Annotated in this window: 19 protein-coding genes; 11 read left to right on the forward strand and 8 right to left on the reverse strand. The window is 58.1% G+C overall.

All coding sequences use genetic code 11. The annotated features are described in order from the left end of the window. Positions 1-58: 58 nt before the first annotated feature. A complete protein-coding gene (locus ACR0NO_RS00225; RefSeq protein ID WP_480722565.1) occupies positions 59-1,600 on the forward strand; it encodes a phospholipase D-like domain-containing protein in 1,542 nt (513 codons plus the stop codon). 59 nt (positions 1,601-1,659) lie between these two features. Here the strand turns inward: ACR0NO_RS00225 and ACR0NO_RS00230 are convergent, their stop codons facing one another. The 3 genes from ACR0NO_RS00230 to ACR0NO_RS00240 form a co-directional block, all read right to left on the reverse strand. Then, a complete protein-coding gene (locus tag ACR0NO_RS00230; protein WP_480722566.1) occupies positions 1,660-2,013 on the reverse strand; it encodes a hypothetical protein in 354 nt (117 codons plus the stop codon). Between the two features lie 42 nt (positions 2,014-2,055). Further along, positions 2,056-2,298: a hypothetical protein gene (locus ACR0NO_RS00235; protein ID WP_480722567.1), complete on the reverse strand. Its 243-nt coding sequence runs from the start codon at positions 2,296-2,298 to the stop codon at positions 2,056-2,058. Positions 2,299-2,444: 146 nt separating this feature from the next. Then, a complete protein-coding gene (locus ACR0NO_RS00240; protein ID WP_480722568.1) occupies positions 2,445-2,867 on the reverse strand; it encodes a cupin domain-containing protein in 423 nt (140 codons plus the stop codon). Positions 2,868-2,955: 88 nt separating this feature from the next. On the opposite strand from ACR0NO_RS00240, the gene ACR0NO_RS00245 reads away from it, so the two are divergent. Next, complete coding sequence (locus ACR0NO_RS00245) at positions 2,956-4,374, forward strand: protein adenylyltransferase SelO (protein ID WP_480722569.1); 1,419 nt, start codon at positions 2,956-2,958, stop codon at positions 4,372-4,374. Here ACR0NO_RS00245 and ACR0NO_RS00250 read toward each other — a convergent pair. After that, a complete protein-coding gene (locus ACR0NO_RS00250) occupies positions 4,350-5,267 on the reverse strand; it encodes an adenylate/guanylate cyclase domain-containing protein (RefSeq protein ID WP_170466490.1) in 918 nt (305 codons plus the stop codon). The genes ACR0NO_RS00245 and ACR0NO_RS00250 overlap by 25 nt on opposite strands. A 157-nt stretch (positions 5,268-5,424) precedes the next feature. On the opposite strand from ACR0NO_RS00250, the gene ACR0NO_RS00255 reads away from it, so the two are divergent. From ACR0NO_RS00255 to ACR0NO_RS00275, 5 genes are all read left to right on the forward strand, one after another. Further along, entirely contained in the window at positions 5,425-6,129 is a 705-nt protein-coding gene (locus tag ACR0NO_RS00255) for an endonuclease/exonuclease/phosphatase family protein (protein WP_480538213.1), read from the forward strand. Between the two features lie 83 nt (positions 6,130-6,212). Next, complete coding sequence (locus ACR0NO_RS00260) at positions 6,213-6,626, forward strand: Fur family transcriptional regulator (RefSeq protein WP_170373928.1); 414 nt, start codon at positions 6,213-6,215, stop codon at positions 6,624-6,626. A gap of 140 nt (positions 6,627-6,766) precedes the next feature. Next, on the forward strand, positions 6,767-7,651 hold the full coding sequence (locus tag ACR0NO_RS00265; RefSeq protein ID WP_480538215.1) for a DMT family transporter: 885 nt from the start codon (positions 6,767-6,769) through the stop codon (positions 7,649-7,651). A 136-nt stretch (positions 7,652-7,787) separates the two neighbouring features. Beyond that, entirely contained in the window at positions 7,788-9,065 is a 1,278-nt protein-coding gene (gene eno, locus ACR0NO_RS00270) for a phosphopyruvate hydratase (RefSeq protein ID WP_480722570.1), read from the forward strand. 220 nt (positions 9,066-9,285) lie between these two features. Continuing rightward, the gene (locus ACR0NO_RS00275; protein WP_170638520.1) at positions 9,286-9,456 is read left to right on the forward strand and encodes a hypothetical protein; all 171 of its coding nucleotides are present in this window, start codon (positions 9,286-9,288) and stop codon (positions 9,454-9,456) included. Here the strand turns inward: ACR0NO_RS00275 and ACR0NO_RS00280 are convergent. From ACR0NO_RS00280 to mazG, 3 genes are all read right to left on the reverse strand, one after another. Further along, complete coding sequence (locus tag ACR0NO_RS00280; RefSeq protein ID WP_170664984.1) at positions 9,453-9,902, reverse strand: GNAT family N-acetyltransferase; 450 nt, start codon at positions 9,900-9,902, stop codon at positions 9,453-9,455. The two genes, ACR0NO_RS00275 and ACR0NO_RS00280, sit on opposite strands and share 4 nt — an antisense overlap. Further along, the gene (locus tag ACR0NO_RS00285) at positions 9,899-10,837 is read right to left on the reverse strand and encodes a nucleoside hydrolase (protein ID WP_170664985.1); all 939 of its coding nucleotides are present in this window, start codon (positions 10,835-10,837) and stop codon (positions 9,899-9,901) included. Before ACR0NO_RS00285 ends, ACR0NO_RS00280 begins: the two co-directional genes overlap by 4 nt. Positions 10,838-10,903: 66 nt before the next feature. Then, complete coding sequence (gene mazG, locus ACR0NO_RS00290; protein ID WP_475216263.1) at positions 10,904-11,749, reverse strand: nucleoside triphosphate pyrophosphohydrolase; 846 nt, start codon at positions 11,747-11,749, stop codon at positions 10,904-10,906. 66 nt (positions 11,750-11,815) lie between these two features. Here mazG and ACR0NO_RS00295 point away from each other — a divergent pair, with 66 nt between their 5' ends. From ACR0NO_RS00295 to ACR0NO_RS00310, 4 genes are all read left to right on the forward strand, one after another. Next, on the forward strand, positions 11,816-12,979 hold the full coding sequence (locus ACR0NO_RS00295; protein WP_480722572.1) for a M20 aminoacylase family protein: 1,164 nt from the start codon (positions 11,816-11,818) through the stop codon (positions 12,977-12,979). A gap of 11 nt (positions 12,980-12,990) precedes the next feature. Beyond that, positions 12,991-13,965: an agmatinase gene (gene speB / locus ACR0NO_RS00300; RefSeq protein ID WP_170458640.1), complete on the forward strand. Its 975-nt coding sequence runs from the start codon at positions 12,991-12,993 to the stop codon at positions 13,963-13,965. A gap of 89 nt (positions 13,966-14,054) precedes the next feature. Then, on the forward strand, positions 14,055-15,002 hold the full coding sequence (gene speB / locus ACR0NO_RS00305; RefSeq protein WP_480722574.1) for an agmatinase: 948 nt from the start codon (positions 14,055-14,057) through the stop codon (positions 15,000-15,002). 65 nt (positions 15,003-15,067) lie between these two features. Continuing rightward, a complete protein-coding gene (locus tag ACR0NO_RS00310) occupies positions 15,068-15,469 on the forward strand; it encodes a DUF1499 domain-containing protein (RefSeq protein WP_480722575.1) in 402 nt (133 codons plus the stop codon). A 7-nt stretch (positions 15,470-15,476) separates the two neighbouring features. On the opposite strand, the gene ACR0NO_RS00315 is transcribed toward ACR0NO_RS00310, so the two are convergent. Next, the gene (locus ACR0NO_RS00315) at positions 15,477-15,758 is read right to left on the reverse strand and encodes a hypothetical protein (RefSeq protein ID WP_480722576.1); all 282 of its coding nucleotides are present in this window, start codon (positions 15,756-15,758) and stop codon (positions 15,477-15,479) included. Positions 15,759-15,794 lie beyond the last annotated feature (36 nt).

The raw sequence follows: 15,794 nt of genomic DNA on the forward strand, positions 1-15,794 counted from the left end.
GTCGATAGGCCAATCTCAACTGTAAGGCTAATCCCGCGCGCCAACTACGGAACCCTGAATGCGGCTGATCAGAATATGTTTGATTTCGGTGGCGCTGATGGCAGTGGCCATAGTCGGGTTAAGGTGGACATTTCCACTTCCTGAAGAAAACTTTTCTGAACCAACGTTTAAACAATATGCAGATTGGGACGGGCCATTAGGCGCAACTATTAGAAATGCTCTTGAGCGTAACCCCGGGCTCGACGGTGTACGGCCTTTGGGCAACGGACGCGCAGCTTTTGCGGCCCGAGCGATCCTCGCGAGAGAAGCGACATCCTCAATCGATGCTCAGTACTACATCTGGCAAGATGACGTTACCGGCCTGATGCTTCTCGAAGAGCTTAGGGCAGCAGCAGAGCGCGGCGTGCGCGTCAGATTGCTGGTCGACGATAACGGTATCTCCGGATTAGATAATTTGCTTGCCGAACTGGACGCCTTGCCACATGCAAATGTACGCATTTTCAATCCGTTCACTTTGAGGAACCCAAAACTCCTGTCCTATGCATTTGACTTTGGTCGCCTGAACCGGCGGATGCACAACAAGTCAATGACTGTGGACGGGGTCGCTACGATAGTTGGGGGACGCAACATTGGTGACATCTATTTCGACTACGGGGCGGGAACGCACTACCTGGATGTAGACGCGATAGCTATCGGCCCGATTGTGGATGAAGTGTCGCAATCGTTCGACGCATATTGGAACAGTGCCTCCGCGTACGACGCTGGGCTCTTTTTGGAACCTCCGTCGGAAAAAAGTCTGAAAGCAAAGGCAGACGCCGCGCGCCAGACTGCGGTTGGCGCAGGCTATCAAAGGGCAATTCAGGATAACGAACTGGCCGACCGGATAGCTGCACATGATCTGAAGTTCGAGTGGAGCGAAGTCACACTTTTTGTCGACGACCCGTCAAAAGGGTTGGGCGAGGTCGAAAGTGAAGACCTGATTGTCGAACAACTGATCGAGTTCGCCAAAACCTCTCAATCCTCATTGGACTTGGTCTCTGCGTATTTCATTCCGGGGGAACGAGGGGCGGAGGTTCTGGAAGGGTTGGCAAAGTCCGGAGTGAAGGTCCGCGTCTTAACCAACTCACTGGATGCCACGGATGTGATGCCCGTGCACGCGGCCTATATGCGATACAGGGAAGACTTGCTCAACAGTGGTATAGAGTTGCTTGAGCTTCGAGCTTTGCGGCGTGAACATCGCGAGCGCAGCCTGCCCGAGATGCTGGCAGGATCGGCGTCAGGTCTACACGCAAAAGTCTTTGGATCGGATGGAGAACGGATCTTTATAGGCTCTTACAACCTCGACCCCAGGTCAGCGCGGCTTAATACAGAAATGGGCCTTATGATCGAAAGCCCAACGATTGCTGCGTCGCTTGCGGAGCAATTGAACAGGCCTGAGTTTTCTTACCGCGTCGAACTCAACGAAAGCGGCGAGATGATCTGGCTGCAAGAAGAGCAGGATGGGACAGTCGTTATCCATACCGCAGACCCGGAAACCACCGGTTTACAGCGTGCCCTGACGGCCGTTGTCAGGTGGCTGCCGGTCGAATGGATGCTCTAGTCACCAAACGACCGACAATCCGTTGACCCGCAGCCAGAGACGCCAGTGCGTGATCTGACCTAAAGTGAAGTCACAATGGCTCTGGCGTAAGCTTCCAAGTCGATATTGGCACCTCCGGTTGCGTACCAAACCACGACAGCGTCTTTTCCTGGTGAGACATAGATTCCTTGGCCATTCATCCCGCTTTTGTAGAAATCGCCATCGGCAAAAACGGCATCCCATTGGTATGCGTTTGCCATCGGCTGTTCACGGAATGCTTCGGAAAGGTGCGGCCCAAGCGTTCCCTTCATGTAGTTTTCAGCGATCCCCGCGGTTTGGATCGTGCCGATCATCTTTTCAGATACAATGCGGTCTGACGCTGTTTTGTCCCAGCTCGGCGTGTAGAGAAGACCTATCTTTGCCATGTCGATCAAGCGGCTGCTGATCAGACCGTGTATGATGCCATTTGCCAAAAACTATTGGTTTACGCGAATGAAGAAGGCGGCTCCGTTGTCATTTTCAATGACATCGCCGCCTTGGCCGAGTTGCACTACGGTTCCTCCGCCGAACCTCATCACGGTTTGAACAAACGGCTTACCGCAACATTTCGCACGGCAATTCAGTAGCCGCTGCTTGGTAAAAGCAATACAAACCGGATAGCAATTGGCCATCTTTTCGTCGTCCGCTTTGGGCAGATTTTGAAGTTCGCGCTTGGGCAATACCCCAGAGAAAACAATCAGGGGTGACAACTTCTCGACCACAACTGAAAGTGCAACTATCGAACGGGCTAAGATCTCTGCCCCCGCCGCGCTTTGCGCGGCTCCCCCTGGATATTTTTAGCCAGAAGAAGTTTGGATCCCTTGTGCTATCGGCTGCGAGGGATGTCAAAACCGGGGGCGGCGAGGTCGAAGCCGTCGAATTCGAAGCCGGGAGAGACTGTGCAACTGACTAGAGTATAGTCTCCGGTCGTTCGGGCCGCTTGCCAGTGGTTTTCAGGAACAATCAGTTGCGGCGCGCCTTTGGACAGGTCTGGGCTGAGAAGGTGGTCGGTGGCGGGGCCTTGGTCGGTTTCGCTGATCGACAAGATCAAAGGGGGGCCTGCGTGGTAAAGCCAGATCTCGGTGGCATCGACGCGGTGCCAGTGGCTGGTTGCCTCGGCCTCTAGCAGGAAATAGATGCAGGTGCCCGCGGCGCGGCCATTGTTTTGCGCGCGCCAAGTCTCGCGGTACCAGCCGCCTTCGGGGTGTTTTTGCAGGTTCAGGTGGTCGATGATCTCTTGCGCGGTCATGTTTGGCCTTTTTGGGTTTTTGCGCGATTATGCATGGGTTCGCACGATCCGCTATGGCAATCATCGTCTAAGGTCATATGTTTGCGCCATGACCCTTACGATCCCCTTTGATAACTCCTACGCCCGTTTGCCAGATTCCTTCTACACGCGGCAGTCTCCGGTCCCTGTAAAAGAGCCTCAGTTGATTGCGTTCAACGAGGGGCTAGCGCGGATTTTGCGCATCTCACCCGGAGATGTCACGGAGATGGCGCAGGCTTTTGCAGGGAATACGGTACCCGACGGAGCAGAGCCTTTGGCGCAGCTGTATTCGGGTCATCAGTTCGGGACGTATAATCCTCAGCTTGGCGACGGCCGTGCGGTTTTGCTGGGTGAGACTGTGGGCGAAGACGGAATACGCCGAGACATTCAGCTAAAAGGTTCGGGCCGGACACCTTATTCGCGGCAAGGCGACGGGCGGGCATGGCTGGGGCCGGTGTTGCGGGAATACATTGTCTCAGAAGCGATGCATGCGCTGGGCATTCCGACCACACGGGCTCTGGCGGCCGTTGAAACGGGGGAAGCCGTTTATCGCGAAGGGCCGATGCCTGGGGCGGTTCTGACCCGTGTGGCGCAGAGCCATTTGCGCGTGGGCACGTTTCAGGTCTTTGCCGGGCGCAGGCAGGTCGAAAGTTTGAAACAACTGACCGACTATGCCATTCAGCGCCACTACCCCGACGCCGAAGGGCCAATGGGTCTGTTGCGGGTCGTGCGCGATGCGCAGGCGAAGCTGATCGCGGCGTGGATGAGCGTTGGGTTCATTCACGGGGTGATGAATACGGACAATTCCTCGATCGCGGGGGAGACCATCGACTATGGTCCTTGTGCCTTTATGGACAGCTATCATCCGAATACGGTCTACAGCTCGATCGACCGGATGGGGCGTTATGCCTTTTCCAACCAGCCTGAAATCGCAGTGTGGAATCTGGCGCAACTGGCGACGGCCTTGATCCAGCAATACGATGATCCTCAGGACGGTGTCGAAGAGGCGACCGAGATCGTACACGCCATGCCCGATTTGCTGCAGCAGGAGTGGTTGAGCCGCTTCCGTGCCAAGCTGGGTTTGACGCGCGCAGAGGATGGGGATCTTGAGCTGATCACCGACCTGTTGAAGCGTATGGCGGAGGAGCAGGCGGATTTCACCAACACCTTCCGGGCGCTGGGCGGTGAGACCGCGCGGGATCAGTTCACGAATCCAGAGGCCTTTGATGGCTGGGCTGAGGGTTGGCAGGACCGCATGTCGCGCGAAGCGGACCCGGAAGGGGTGATGGCAGCGGCGAACCCAGCGTTCATTCCGCGCAACCACCGCATTGAGCAAATGATCGAAGCTGCGGTGAAGGGGGATTATGCGCCATTCCATCGTTTGAACGATGTGTTGTCACGCCCCTTTGCGGATCAGCCCGAGAATGTCGACCTAACACGGCCCCCCAGTGCAAATGAAGTGGTTCACGCCACGTTCTGCGGAACCTGATTGCGGCCTAGCAGCTCGAATTGAAGGCAGGTCTCGGACATGTCGATGGGAAGGGTCGGTGAGATCAGACCGCTATCGGCCAGCATGACCGATTCCCGTTTCAGTTGGATTTCGCGCCCGGATTCTGATTTCACGTAGGTCCCCGAGGTGCTGCGATCTGTCAGGATCAGCTTGCCGGCTTTCATGGCAAGGACCGCATGCAAGCGCGAGATCCAGGGCTGCGGCAGGACCACATCGCAGTCAGGTGCACGGCCAATCTTGAACTCTCCGTTGCCGAGACAGCGCCAGACGCGGTCCTCATGGCGCAGGATCAGGGTCAGACCTTCGCGGGGCTGCCAGTTCTCTTCCGTGCGGCCAAAACTCTGTGGCAGCCTCGTCTGCGAGATCGAGTCGGATTCGGGATGGATCAAGGAATAGGCCGTCTGAGGCTCGGTCAGCCCCTTCAGGCTGAGTTGGCCCAGAGGTGTCAGCGTGCGCCGAAGATCGGCAGGCAGCAAGACAGCGATCCCCTGGCTGAAGCAGGCCTCGCCCGGGTTGGCTGCGGTTGCAAAACGGGCGGTCACGTTGACGGCCTCGCCATAGATGCCACGCTTGCCGATCACGATGGGGCCGCAATGTACGCCGACATGGACCGACAGCGGCGTATGGGTTGAAGGCTCGATCAGCTTCAGGGCAGCGTTGTAGGCCGCGCTTGGGTTCTCGAAATAACTGAGAACATCGTCGCCCTTCTGCCCGACCGGAATGCCACCAAATTCCTGCAGGACCGAGCGCAGCCGGTCGATCTCGAGCTGGATCAAGCGCTGGGCTTCGTCATCGCCCACCGCCTTGTAGAGCGGCGTACTGCCCACGATATCGGCAATGATCATCGTGGCGAATGTGGATTCAACGTCCAAGGGCGAGTTTCCTTTTTGCGGCAGTTTAACCCCGCTTGATTTCGTGTAAACTTATTTAATGTAATGCTCATAAACCTTTGAGGGAACGCGCTGAGAATTGCAACACCGCGCCCATTCCAAAGGTTCCAAATCGGTGCCGTTGACCCTGAAAAGCGATATGAAAATACCCTCGGTTCTGCGGCTTGCCAGCTACAATATCCAGAAATGTGTCGGCCTTGATCTTAGGCGTCAGCCACAGCGTATCCTTCAGGTTCTCGAAGGCATGCGCGCCGATATCGTCGTGTTGCAGGAGGCTGACAAACGCTTGCCGCCACGGCCTGCAGCGCTGCCTCAGTTCATGTTGGATGAGGCGGGATGGCAGATCGTCGATCTCGGCGGGGCAGGCAGTTTGGGATGGCATGGAAATGCGGTGATCTGGCGGGGCGATGCGATCTCGGTCCGTCAAACCGGCCATCACGAATTGCCGGGGTTCGAGCCGCGCGGCGCGGTGCGGGTTGAGTTCGATACTCCCATTGGGCCGCTTCGGGTGATGGGCATGCATCTTGGGTTGCTGTCCGCTTCGCGTCGCCGGCAGATCACTCACATCCGCCAGTTCGGCGCGGATCTGGAGGATATGCCGACGGTCTGGGCCGGGGATTTCAACGAATGGTCGCGCTCACCGGTGTTGGACAACCTCGTGCCCGAGATGCGGTTTCTGCCTCCGATACCCAGCTTTCCCGCCGCCCAGCCCTTGGGCGCTTTGGACCGGATTGCCCTGGGGCAGGGGGTCGAGGTGCATGCGCATGGCGTGCACGAGGATCGCCCGGCCCATATCGCCTCGGACCATTTGCCTATCTGGGCCGATCTGCGCCTTGAAGGATGATCTGCGCAGGCATGTCGAATTCTTGTGGCGCGGCGCGTGCGGACATACTAAGACAGACACCCGAGTAGTTTCTGAGGGGCATCATGCCGGATACGATCATTTCGCGTTGTGAAGCCAAGGGCCTTCGCATGACCGGCCAGCGGCGCACCATTGCGCAGGTTCTCGAGGAGAGCGCGGACCACCCGGATGTCGAAGAACTCTACGCCCGCGCGTCCGCTTTGGATTCGGGTATCTCGATCGCAACGGTCTACCGCACGGTGAAACTATTCGAAGAGGCTGGCATTCTGGAGCGTCTGGAATTCGGCGATGGCCGCGCCCGTTATGAAGATGCCGAGAGAGATCACCATGATCACCTGATCGACATGCAATCGGGGGAAGTGATCGAATTCGTCGACCCCGAGATCGAAGCCCTGCAGGAAAAGATCGCGGAAAAGTTGGGCTATCGCCTGAAGGGGCACCGGCTGGAGCTGTATGGCGTTCCCATCAAGCCTGAGTGATCCATCACCAAACGCGATGGGTGGCAACAAGACAATTCATCGCCCGCGATGTGATAGGTCTTGATTTAACGCAATACATACGGTTTTGCTGAAGCGAGAAGGCGGCAATTGGTGCCGCCCATTTCTTTACGGACAGACCCATGAACAACGTCAACGGCATTTTGCTGGTCATTGCGTCTATGGCGGCTTTCACGCTTGAGGATGTGTTCATCAAGCAGCTGACGTCATCCATCATGCCTGGCCAGATTCTTGTTATGCTGGGGCTGGTCTGCTCTGTCGTATTTCTGGTCATGGCCATCGCAACCCGCAAACGGATTTTTGTGCCCGAGGCGTGGCAGCTTTTGCCGATGATCCGCGCTATGTCCGAGGCCGTCGCTGCGGTGGCCTTTGTGACGGCGCTGGCCCGTGTGGACCTTTCGACCGTCGCGGCCGTGTTTCAGGCAATGCCACTAGCGGTCACCATGGGGGCAGCGCTGTTTCTGGGTGAACAGGTCGGCTGGCGACGTTGGAGCGCGATTGGCGTTGGCTTTATCGGCGTGCTGATGATCATCCGGCCCGGGCTTGAAGGGTTCCGCCCGGAATCCCTCTATGTGGTGGCTGCGGTGATCGGCGTGGCGGCGCGTGATCTGATTACGCGGCGGTTGGACAGCAAGGTCTCGTCAGCGGTGGTGTCGTTACAGGCCTATCTGGCTTTGGCTGTCGGCGGTGCAGCCTTGATGATCATGAGCGGCCATCCACTGGAAGCCATGCAAAGCGCTGAGATCTGGCCTTTTGCTGGAGCGGCCTTTTTCGGTGTTCTGGGCTACTATGCGATCGTGATCGCAATGCGCGTCGGCGAAGCCTCGGCCGTCACGCCGTTTCGCTACACGCGGCTGTTGTTCTCGATCCTTGCGGGTGTCCTGGTCTTTGGCGAACGTCCGGACCTGATGACACTGGCCGGGGCGTCCCTGATCATCGGCTCGGGCCTGTATACCTTTCTACGCGAACGCAAATTGGCGCGCGAAATGGCCTTGGCCGCGGCGTAACCCTGTTGGCGCAAACATGACGCTGTTAGCCCTAAAGGGCCGAGAATATAAGTGTTAGCGATAACGGAAATGGTTTACTTTTGGTTCCGTGCTGCTATGACGCGTGCAACGGAATGCAGCCACAGGGACCGCCCTCATGAGTACCATCATCGACATTCACGCACGCGAAATCCTGGACAGCCGGGGCAACCCGACGGTCGAGGTCGACGTGATTTTGGAAGACGGCACAATGGGCCGCGCGGCTGTGCCCTCGGGTGCCTCAACCGGCGCCTATGAGGCGGTTGAAAAGCGCGACGGCGACAAGGCGCGTTACATGGGCAAGGGCGTGCTCGAGGCCGTCGCCGCCGTCAACGGCGAGATCGCCGAGGAACTGGTAGGCTTTGACGCCACCGAACAGGTCGCTATCGACCAGGCTATGATTGAACTGGACGGGACCGAGAACAAGGGTCGTCTGGGCGCAAATGCCATTCTGGGTGTTTCGCTGGCAGCAGCTAAAGCGGCGGCGGATTTCACCACGCAACCCTTGTATCGCTATGTTGGCGGCACCTCGGCTCGCGTCCTGCCGGTTCCGATGATGAACATCATCAACGGGGGCGAGCACGCCGACAACCCAATCGACATTCAGGAATTCATGATCATGCCGACCTCGGCCGCGAATATTCGCGAGGCGGTTCGCATGGGCTCCGAGGTGTTCCACACACTCAAGCGTGAGCTGTCGGCTGCCGGTCTGGCCACCGGAGTGGGCGACGAAGGTGGCTTTGCCCCCAACATCGCGTCGACCCGTGAGGCATTGGATTTCATCCTGCAGGCGGTCGAAAAAGCAGGCTACAAACCGGGTGAGGAAATTCACCTCGCGCTGGATTGCGCCGCGACCGAATACTTCAAGGACGGCAAATATGTGCTGGCGGGTGAGAATATCTCGCTGACCTCAGAGGAAAACGCCGAGTATCTGGCGACCTTGGTCAAAGACTATCCGATCATCTCGATCGAAGACGGCATGTCCGAAGACGACTGGGATGGCTGGAAAGCACTGACCGACGCGATCGGTGACAAGGTTCAGCTGGTCGGCGACGACCTTTTCGTTACCAACCCGGAACGTCTGGCCGAAGGGATCGAGCGTGGTTGCGCCAACTCGATGTTGGTCAAGGTGAACCAAATCGGATCGCTGACCGAGACACTACGCGCCGTCGATATGGCCCACCGCGCGCGTTATACCAACGTGATGTCGCATCGCTCAGGCGAGACCGAGGACTCCACCATTGCCGATCTGGCCGTGGCGACCAATTGCGGTCAGATCAAGACCGGCTCGCTGGCGCGCTCGGACCGGTTGGCCAAGTATAACCAGCTGATCCGTATCGAAGAATCGCTGGGTGAAGTTGCGGAATACGCGGGAGCATCGATCCTGAAACGGTGATTTCAAACCCGTTTCTGAGCACTGCAAGAGGCCCTCTTTCCACGGAAAGAGGGTCTTTTTGATAGCAATAGGACTGTTGCGACAGTGAATTTCTCTGGCTATGAGAATTCGCCGTATTTGCAGGTATTTAGAAGTTTATAGGATGTTATGTGTGAACTTAATCACACAGCGCTCACGGTTTCGTGTTCTATACTGTCGCCATTACAGAAAGGAGCACACCATGACTGGTTCGAAATTCCTTCTCGTAGCGACAGTTCTCAGCACTGTATTTCTGGCGGCCTGTGCAGGGCCGGGGACCTATCCAATCACAGGGCAAAAGGTCTCCTCCGACGATCCGGTGCAGGAGATGTACTATAACCCGAGTGTGATTTTCCGGGGCGAGTCGCGCTAGAGCGCTTTGCTCATCAGCATGTAGCGCTCGCGTGGTTTGAAGCCGGTGCGCAGATATAGTTTCTGCGTCGCCTCGTGCGTGCGGTCGACTTCAAGGTGCAGGGCGGTTAGCCCTGCCTCAGCAAGAGCCTTGGGCAGTTCCAGCAGAACCTCGGTCGCGATGCCACGGCCACGAACGGCGGGCCGGACGTAGATTTCGTCTACGAACCCATCCATGCCACCGAACTCTACCGACCAGCCGAAGGTCAGGATGATATAACCTAAAGGAGCGCGACCCGGGCCAATCAGGTAGATGCAGCCATGGGGGATGCCCTCAAGCAAAGGCATAAGCGCCTCGCGCCGTTGGTCGGCGTCCTGTGCGATCCCTTGTTCGGCGTGGAACGCAGAGACAAGCCCCATCAGGCGGTCAAGATCTTCGGGGCGAGCCAGTCTTAAAGCGGCGGTCATAGGCGGGCCAGCCTTTCCGTGAGTAGGGTGAAGAATCCTTGGGCGTCCACGTCGCCCATGAATATAGCATTCGGTTTTCGGTCTGTTACACGCCACCAGTCAGCGACTGTCATGCCCAGCGTTAATTCTGATTTGGTTTCGATCTCAACGTTAATGTGGCGACCCGAGAACAGTTCTGGCTGAATCAAATAGGCGGTAACGCAGGGGTCGTGCAAAGGTGCGCCTTCTGAGCCGTACTTTTCCTTATCAAAGCGCTCGAAGAAATCGGTCATTTCAGCGACGGCATGACCGACCTTACTATCCAGCGATCTGAATGCGTCATTGCGATGCGGTGTAACCAAAGCGTCATGGGTCACATCAAGAGGCATTACGACAATATGAGTGCCAGATTTAAACACGATATCAGCAGCTTCGGGGTCGACATAAATGTTGAACTCCGCGGCTGGTGTGATGTTCCCGACCTCGAAATAGGCACCGCCCATCAGCACGATTTCCTGCACCCGGTCGACGATATCGGGTGCCTTCTGGAAGGCGGTCGCGATGTTCGTCAGTGGCCCCAGCGGGCAGAGCGTGACTGTCCCAGGTTCCTGCGTGCGCAGGGTTTCGATGATGAAATCAACCGCGTGGCCCTCGGACAAAGGCATCTGTGGGTCCGGCAGAACAGGACCGTCCAACCCGGTTTTGCCGTGAACATGCTCAGCTGTGACCAAAGGTCGGTTCAGTGGCCGGTCGCATCCGGCATAGACCGGCACCTCAGTATGGCCCGCCAACTCACAGACAATACGCGCGTTCTTGGCGGTCAGTTCAAGCGGCACATTTCCGGCGACGGCAGTGATACCCAGAACCTCGATTTCTTCTGGGCTGGCGAGCGCCAGAAGAATGGCGACGGCGTCGTCCTGACCGGGGTCGGTGTCGATGATGATCTTGCGGGGCATTGGAGTCTCCGGGGGGGGGCGTGAAGGTCGGACAGTCGCAAGTGTCACGCGACTTGTCCACCTGATTCAGGCTCCAACTGGCGGGAGTTTGCCATTGGCTCGATGTTCCTCGGTCTTCACCTCATCCCATAGCGCATCCATCTCGGCCAGATCGCTTTGTGAGGGGGTTTTGCCGCGCGCGGCCAGACGAGCCTCGACCTGTTCAAATCGGCGGGTAAACTTGGCGTTGGTGCGGCGCAGGGCAGCCTCGGGCTCGATCCCCAGATGGCGCCCGAGATTGACCATCACGAACAGCAGATCGCCGAATTCGTCTTCAAGCGCGTCAGCATCCTTGGCGTTGCGCGCTTCTTCCAACTCGGCGGCTTCTTCGGTGATCTTGGCGAGGACATGGCTGGCATCGGGCCAGTCGAATCCCACCCGCGCTGCCCGTTTCTGCAGCTTGTGCGCGCGCAGAAGGGCGGGCAGGTTGGCGGCCACGCCATCCAACGCACCTTTCTGTTCTTTGCCCGCGCGTTCGGCAGCCTTGATGGCTTCCCAATCCTTGGTTTGCTGGTCGGCGGACTTTTCACGAGATTCGTCGCCGAACACATGCGGGTGCCGGCTGACCATCTTGTCAGACATGGTGCGGACCACGTCCTGAAAGGTGAAATGTCCGGCTTCCTCAGCCATTTGCGCGTGAAAGACAGATTGGAAGAGAAGGTCGCCAAGTTCTCCCTTTAGCTCATCGTAGGCCTGCCGTTCGATGGCGTCGGCGACCTCATAGGCTTCCTCGATCGTGTAGGGGGCGATGGTGGCGAAATCCTGTTCGATGTCCCACGGACAACCGCTTTGCGGATCGCGCAGGCGACGCATGATTTCCAACAGGCGCTCGATACCCGCATCGCTGTCATGGATCAGAGGATTTTCAGCCATTGCGAACCCTTTCGTTCCGGTGTCAGATGCATCCATTCCGCAGTCCCGATCAGGAGTCCACCCCAGATGCCCGTCGTCAACCGAATTGCCGATTTTGCCGCCGACATGGCCAAGTGGCGCCAGCACTTGCACACGATCCCTGAACTGGAGTTCGAATGCTACGAGACAGCCGCTTTCGTGGCCGAGCGTCTGCGCGAATTCGGGGTGGATGAGCTACATGAAGGCATTGCCAAGACCGGGATGGTAGCGATCATCAACGGACAAGGCGACGGCCCGACCATCGGGTTGCGGGCCGATATGGACGCGCTGCCGATCCCTGAGGAGACGGGCGTCGAATACGCCTCGAAGAACCCCGGTAAAATGCATGCCTGCGGGCATGACGGGCACACCACGATGCTTTTAGGGGCTGCGCGCTATCTGGCCGAGACGCGGAATTTCGCGGGCCGTGTGGCGCTGATCTTTCAACCGGCCGAAGAAGAAGGCGGCGGCGCGGATGTGATGGTGCAGGAAGGCATCATGGACCGGTTCGATATCTCTCAGGTCTATGGCATTCACAATGATCCGGGAAACCCCGAGGGCGCCTTCTACACGACCGCCGGGCCTCTGATGGCTGCTGTGGATACGTTCGAGATCCACGTGCAGGGGCAAGGCGGGCACGGAGCACTGCCGCACCAGACCAAAGATCCGGTGATGGCGGCCTGCGGGATCGCACAGGCGATCCAGACGATTGTCAGCCGGAACCACTATGCGGTGCAGGATCTGGTGATTTCCGTCACGCAGATTCACGCCGGAACGGTGAACAACGTTATCCCGGATACGGCTTACCTGAACGGCACCGTTCGCACTTTTGATCCAACTGTTCAGAAGATGGTGATCGAGCGGATGGAGCAGATCGTGGCAGGGCAGGCGGCCTCATACGGGGTTAAGGCGAGGTTGGACTATCAGATTGGCTATCCGGCGACGATCAATGACGCCGAGAAAACGGCCTTTGCCGCAGATGTGGCGCGCGAGGTCTCAGGCGAGGACCGCGTTGTCGACAATATGGGCCGCGACATGGGGGCCGAGGATTTCTCATACATGTTGCAGGCGCGTCCAGGGGCTTATCTGTTTCTGGGTCAGGGTGAGGGCGCCGGGCTGCACCACCCGAAATACAACTTCAACGATGATATCGCACCGGTCGGGGCCTCGTTCTTTGCCCGGATCGTGGAAAAGGCGCAGCCGCTGGGCTGAGGGGACAAGACATGGCACTGGAAGACGCAAAACATCAGGTCGATGAGGCATTTACCAACCCCGACCTCAAGGGCTTGTCCTACGAGAACACGTTCGGCGGCGCGACCTCGTTTCTACGGCGGCTTTACACCAAGGATCTGAAGGGCGTGGATATCGCCGTCACCGGCGTGCCCTTCGATCAGGCGGTGACGAACCGCCCCGGCACAAGGCTCGGCCCCCGCGCGATCCGCGAGGCGAGTGCGCTGCAATCCCCCGATGCACCATACGGTTGGCCCTTTGACGCCCTGAGCGAGCTGGCGATCGTTGACTATGGCGATATGGCCTATGACTACGCCAATATCCCGGCCTTTCCGGATACGCTGACCGATCATATCCGCACGATTCTGGCGGCTGACGTGGCCTCGGTCACCTTAGGCGGCGATCACTATATCAGTTTTCCGATCCTGAAAGCTTATGCCGAGAAATATGGCCCGATGTCCTTGCTGCAGTTCGATGCGCATACGGATACCTGGGCGGACGATGATATGTCCCGCGTCGATCACGGCACCATGTTTTACAAGGCGGTCAAATCGGGGATTGTGGACCCGAAGCGCTCGGTTCAGGTGGGTATCCGTACCAGCAACGAGGATACGCTGGGCGTCAACATCATCGACGCGCGCGAGGTCTACGAATCCGGCCCCGCTGCCGTGGCGCAGAAGATCAAATCCATTCTCGGCGACCGTCCTGTCTATCTGAGCTTCGATATCGACGGCTTGGACCCGGCCTTTGCGCCGGGGACCGGCACGCCAGTTTGGGGCGGTTTGTCCTCGATTCAGGCGCAAATCATTCTGCGTGATATCGCCGGGATCAACATCAAGGGCGGAGATGTGGTCGAGGTCTCTCCGCCCTATGACACTTCAGGGGCGACGGCGATTGCAGGCGCTCATGTGGCCACGCAGATCATCTGTCTGCTGGGGTGGAACCGGCTGATGGCCGAGAAAAAGTAAACGGGGATCGATCCGTGTTAACCAATGGTTAGCCAAGTTTCCGTTATGAGCTGAGAAACGTGATCTGATGGGATGGGAAACAACCGCACATGACTGAATACAATCAACCGATCAGCGGCAATGATCTGGCGCGGTTCTCCGGGCCGAACACGTTTATGCGGCTGCCGCAGGCGACTTCGCTGGCGGGGCTGGATGTGGCGTTGTTGGGGATACCGATGGATATCGGTACCTCGTGGCGGTCGGGCACGCGGTTTGGGCCCAAGCAAATTCGCAGCGAAAGCGCGATGATCCGGCCCTACAACATGGCTACATCCGCGGCCCCGTTCGATACGTTGCAGATTGCGGATATCGGCGATCTGGCGATCAATACGTTTTCGCTGTCGGAAAGCCTCAAGATCATCAAAGACAGCTATGACGGTATCCTTGCGCAGAATGTGATCCCTGTGGCGATGGGCGGTGATCACTCCATCACCCTGCCAATCCTGCGTGCGATTGCGGCCAAACACGGGCCGGTGGCCCTGGTGCATGTGGATGCCCATGCGGATGTAAACGACGAGATGTTTGGCGAGCGTGAGACCCATGGCACCGTTTTCCGCCGCGCCTATGAAGAAAAGCTGATCGTCCCCGACAAGACCTTTCAGATCGGCATTCGCGGCTCGGGCTATGCCTCAACCGATTTTACCGAGGCGCAGGGCTGGGGCTTCCAGCAATTTCCCGCGTGGGAGTTGTGGCAGCAGAACCTCACACAGATCGGCTCGCAAATCCGCAAGACGGTCGGCGATCACCCGGTCTATATCACCTATGACATCGACAGTCTGGATCCGGCCTACGCCCCCGGCACCGGCACGCCCGAGATCGGAGGGCTGACAACCCCGCAAGCCCTGCAGCTGATCCACGCGCTGCAAGGGGTGAAAGTGGTGGGCTGCGATCTGGTGGAGGTGTCTCCGCCCTACGACCCGTCGGGGAATACGGCGCTGACGGCGGCCAACCTTCTGTTCGAGCTTCTGTGCATCCTGCCCGGTGTGACGTCACGGTAGCTGGCCGGGTTTGCCTTGAAACGGCATCTATTCCGCATAGGGTTCAGCAAAAGGACAGGGACGGAATGAAACGCATGCTGATTTTGGGTGTTGTTGGTCTGGTGGTCGCCATAGGGGCCTATATCCGACTTGCGCCCTCCGATCCGGCGGACTGGCACACCGACCCTCAGGCAAGGACCAACCAGGATCTGCAAGGCGGCGTGCTGCGCGTGGTCGAAACCGGACCAGAGGGGCTTGCGGCGCTGGATGCCATTGCCCGCAACGCGCCGCGTACAACAGTTCTGGCTGGGTCGGTGGGTGAAGGGAGGATCACCTATATCACCCGCACCAAGATTATCGGCTTTCCCGACTACACCACAGTCCTGCTGGACGGAGACGTGCTGCGCATCCATGGCCGCTTGCGCTTTGGCCGCAAGGATTTCGGGGTGAACAAGGCCCGCGTTGATGGGTGGCTGGCGCAGATGTAGGAGGCGTTCAGGACGCGGATGTCTTGAGGGTCTGATCCAGATCGGGCCAATCCAAATCCGAGGACAGGCATCCTTCCTGCACCTCGCGCCACATCGGCACATTTAATGACATCTGGCATTGCGCGGTGAAAATCCGGCCATCAACCTGCAGGCAGATCATTTGCCCCAACTCGATCCGCGAGCCTGACTTGTCAGTGCAATAGCAATCGCGAACCTTGCCATCCGGCCCGATATAATCGGCCATGGCGGGTAGTGCGAACAGCGATAAAATGAAAACCAACCCCTTCATAGCAGCGACCTTAGCACAAGGCTGGCCCTTGACCAA

The sequence above is a fragment of the Ruegeria sp. CL3 genome (assembly GCF_056536505.1).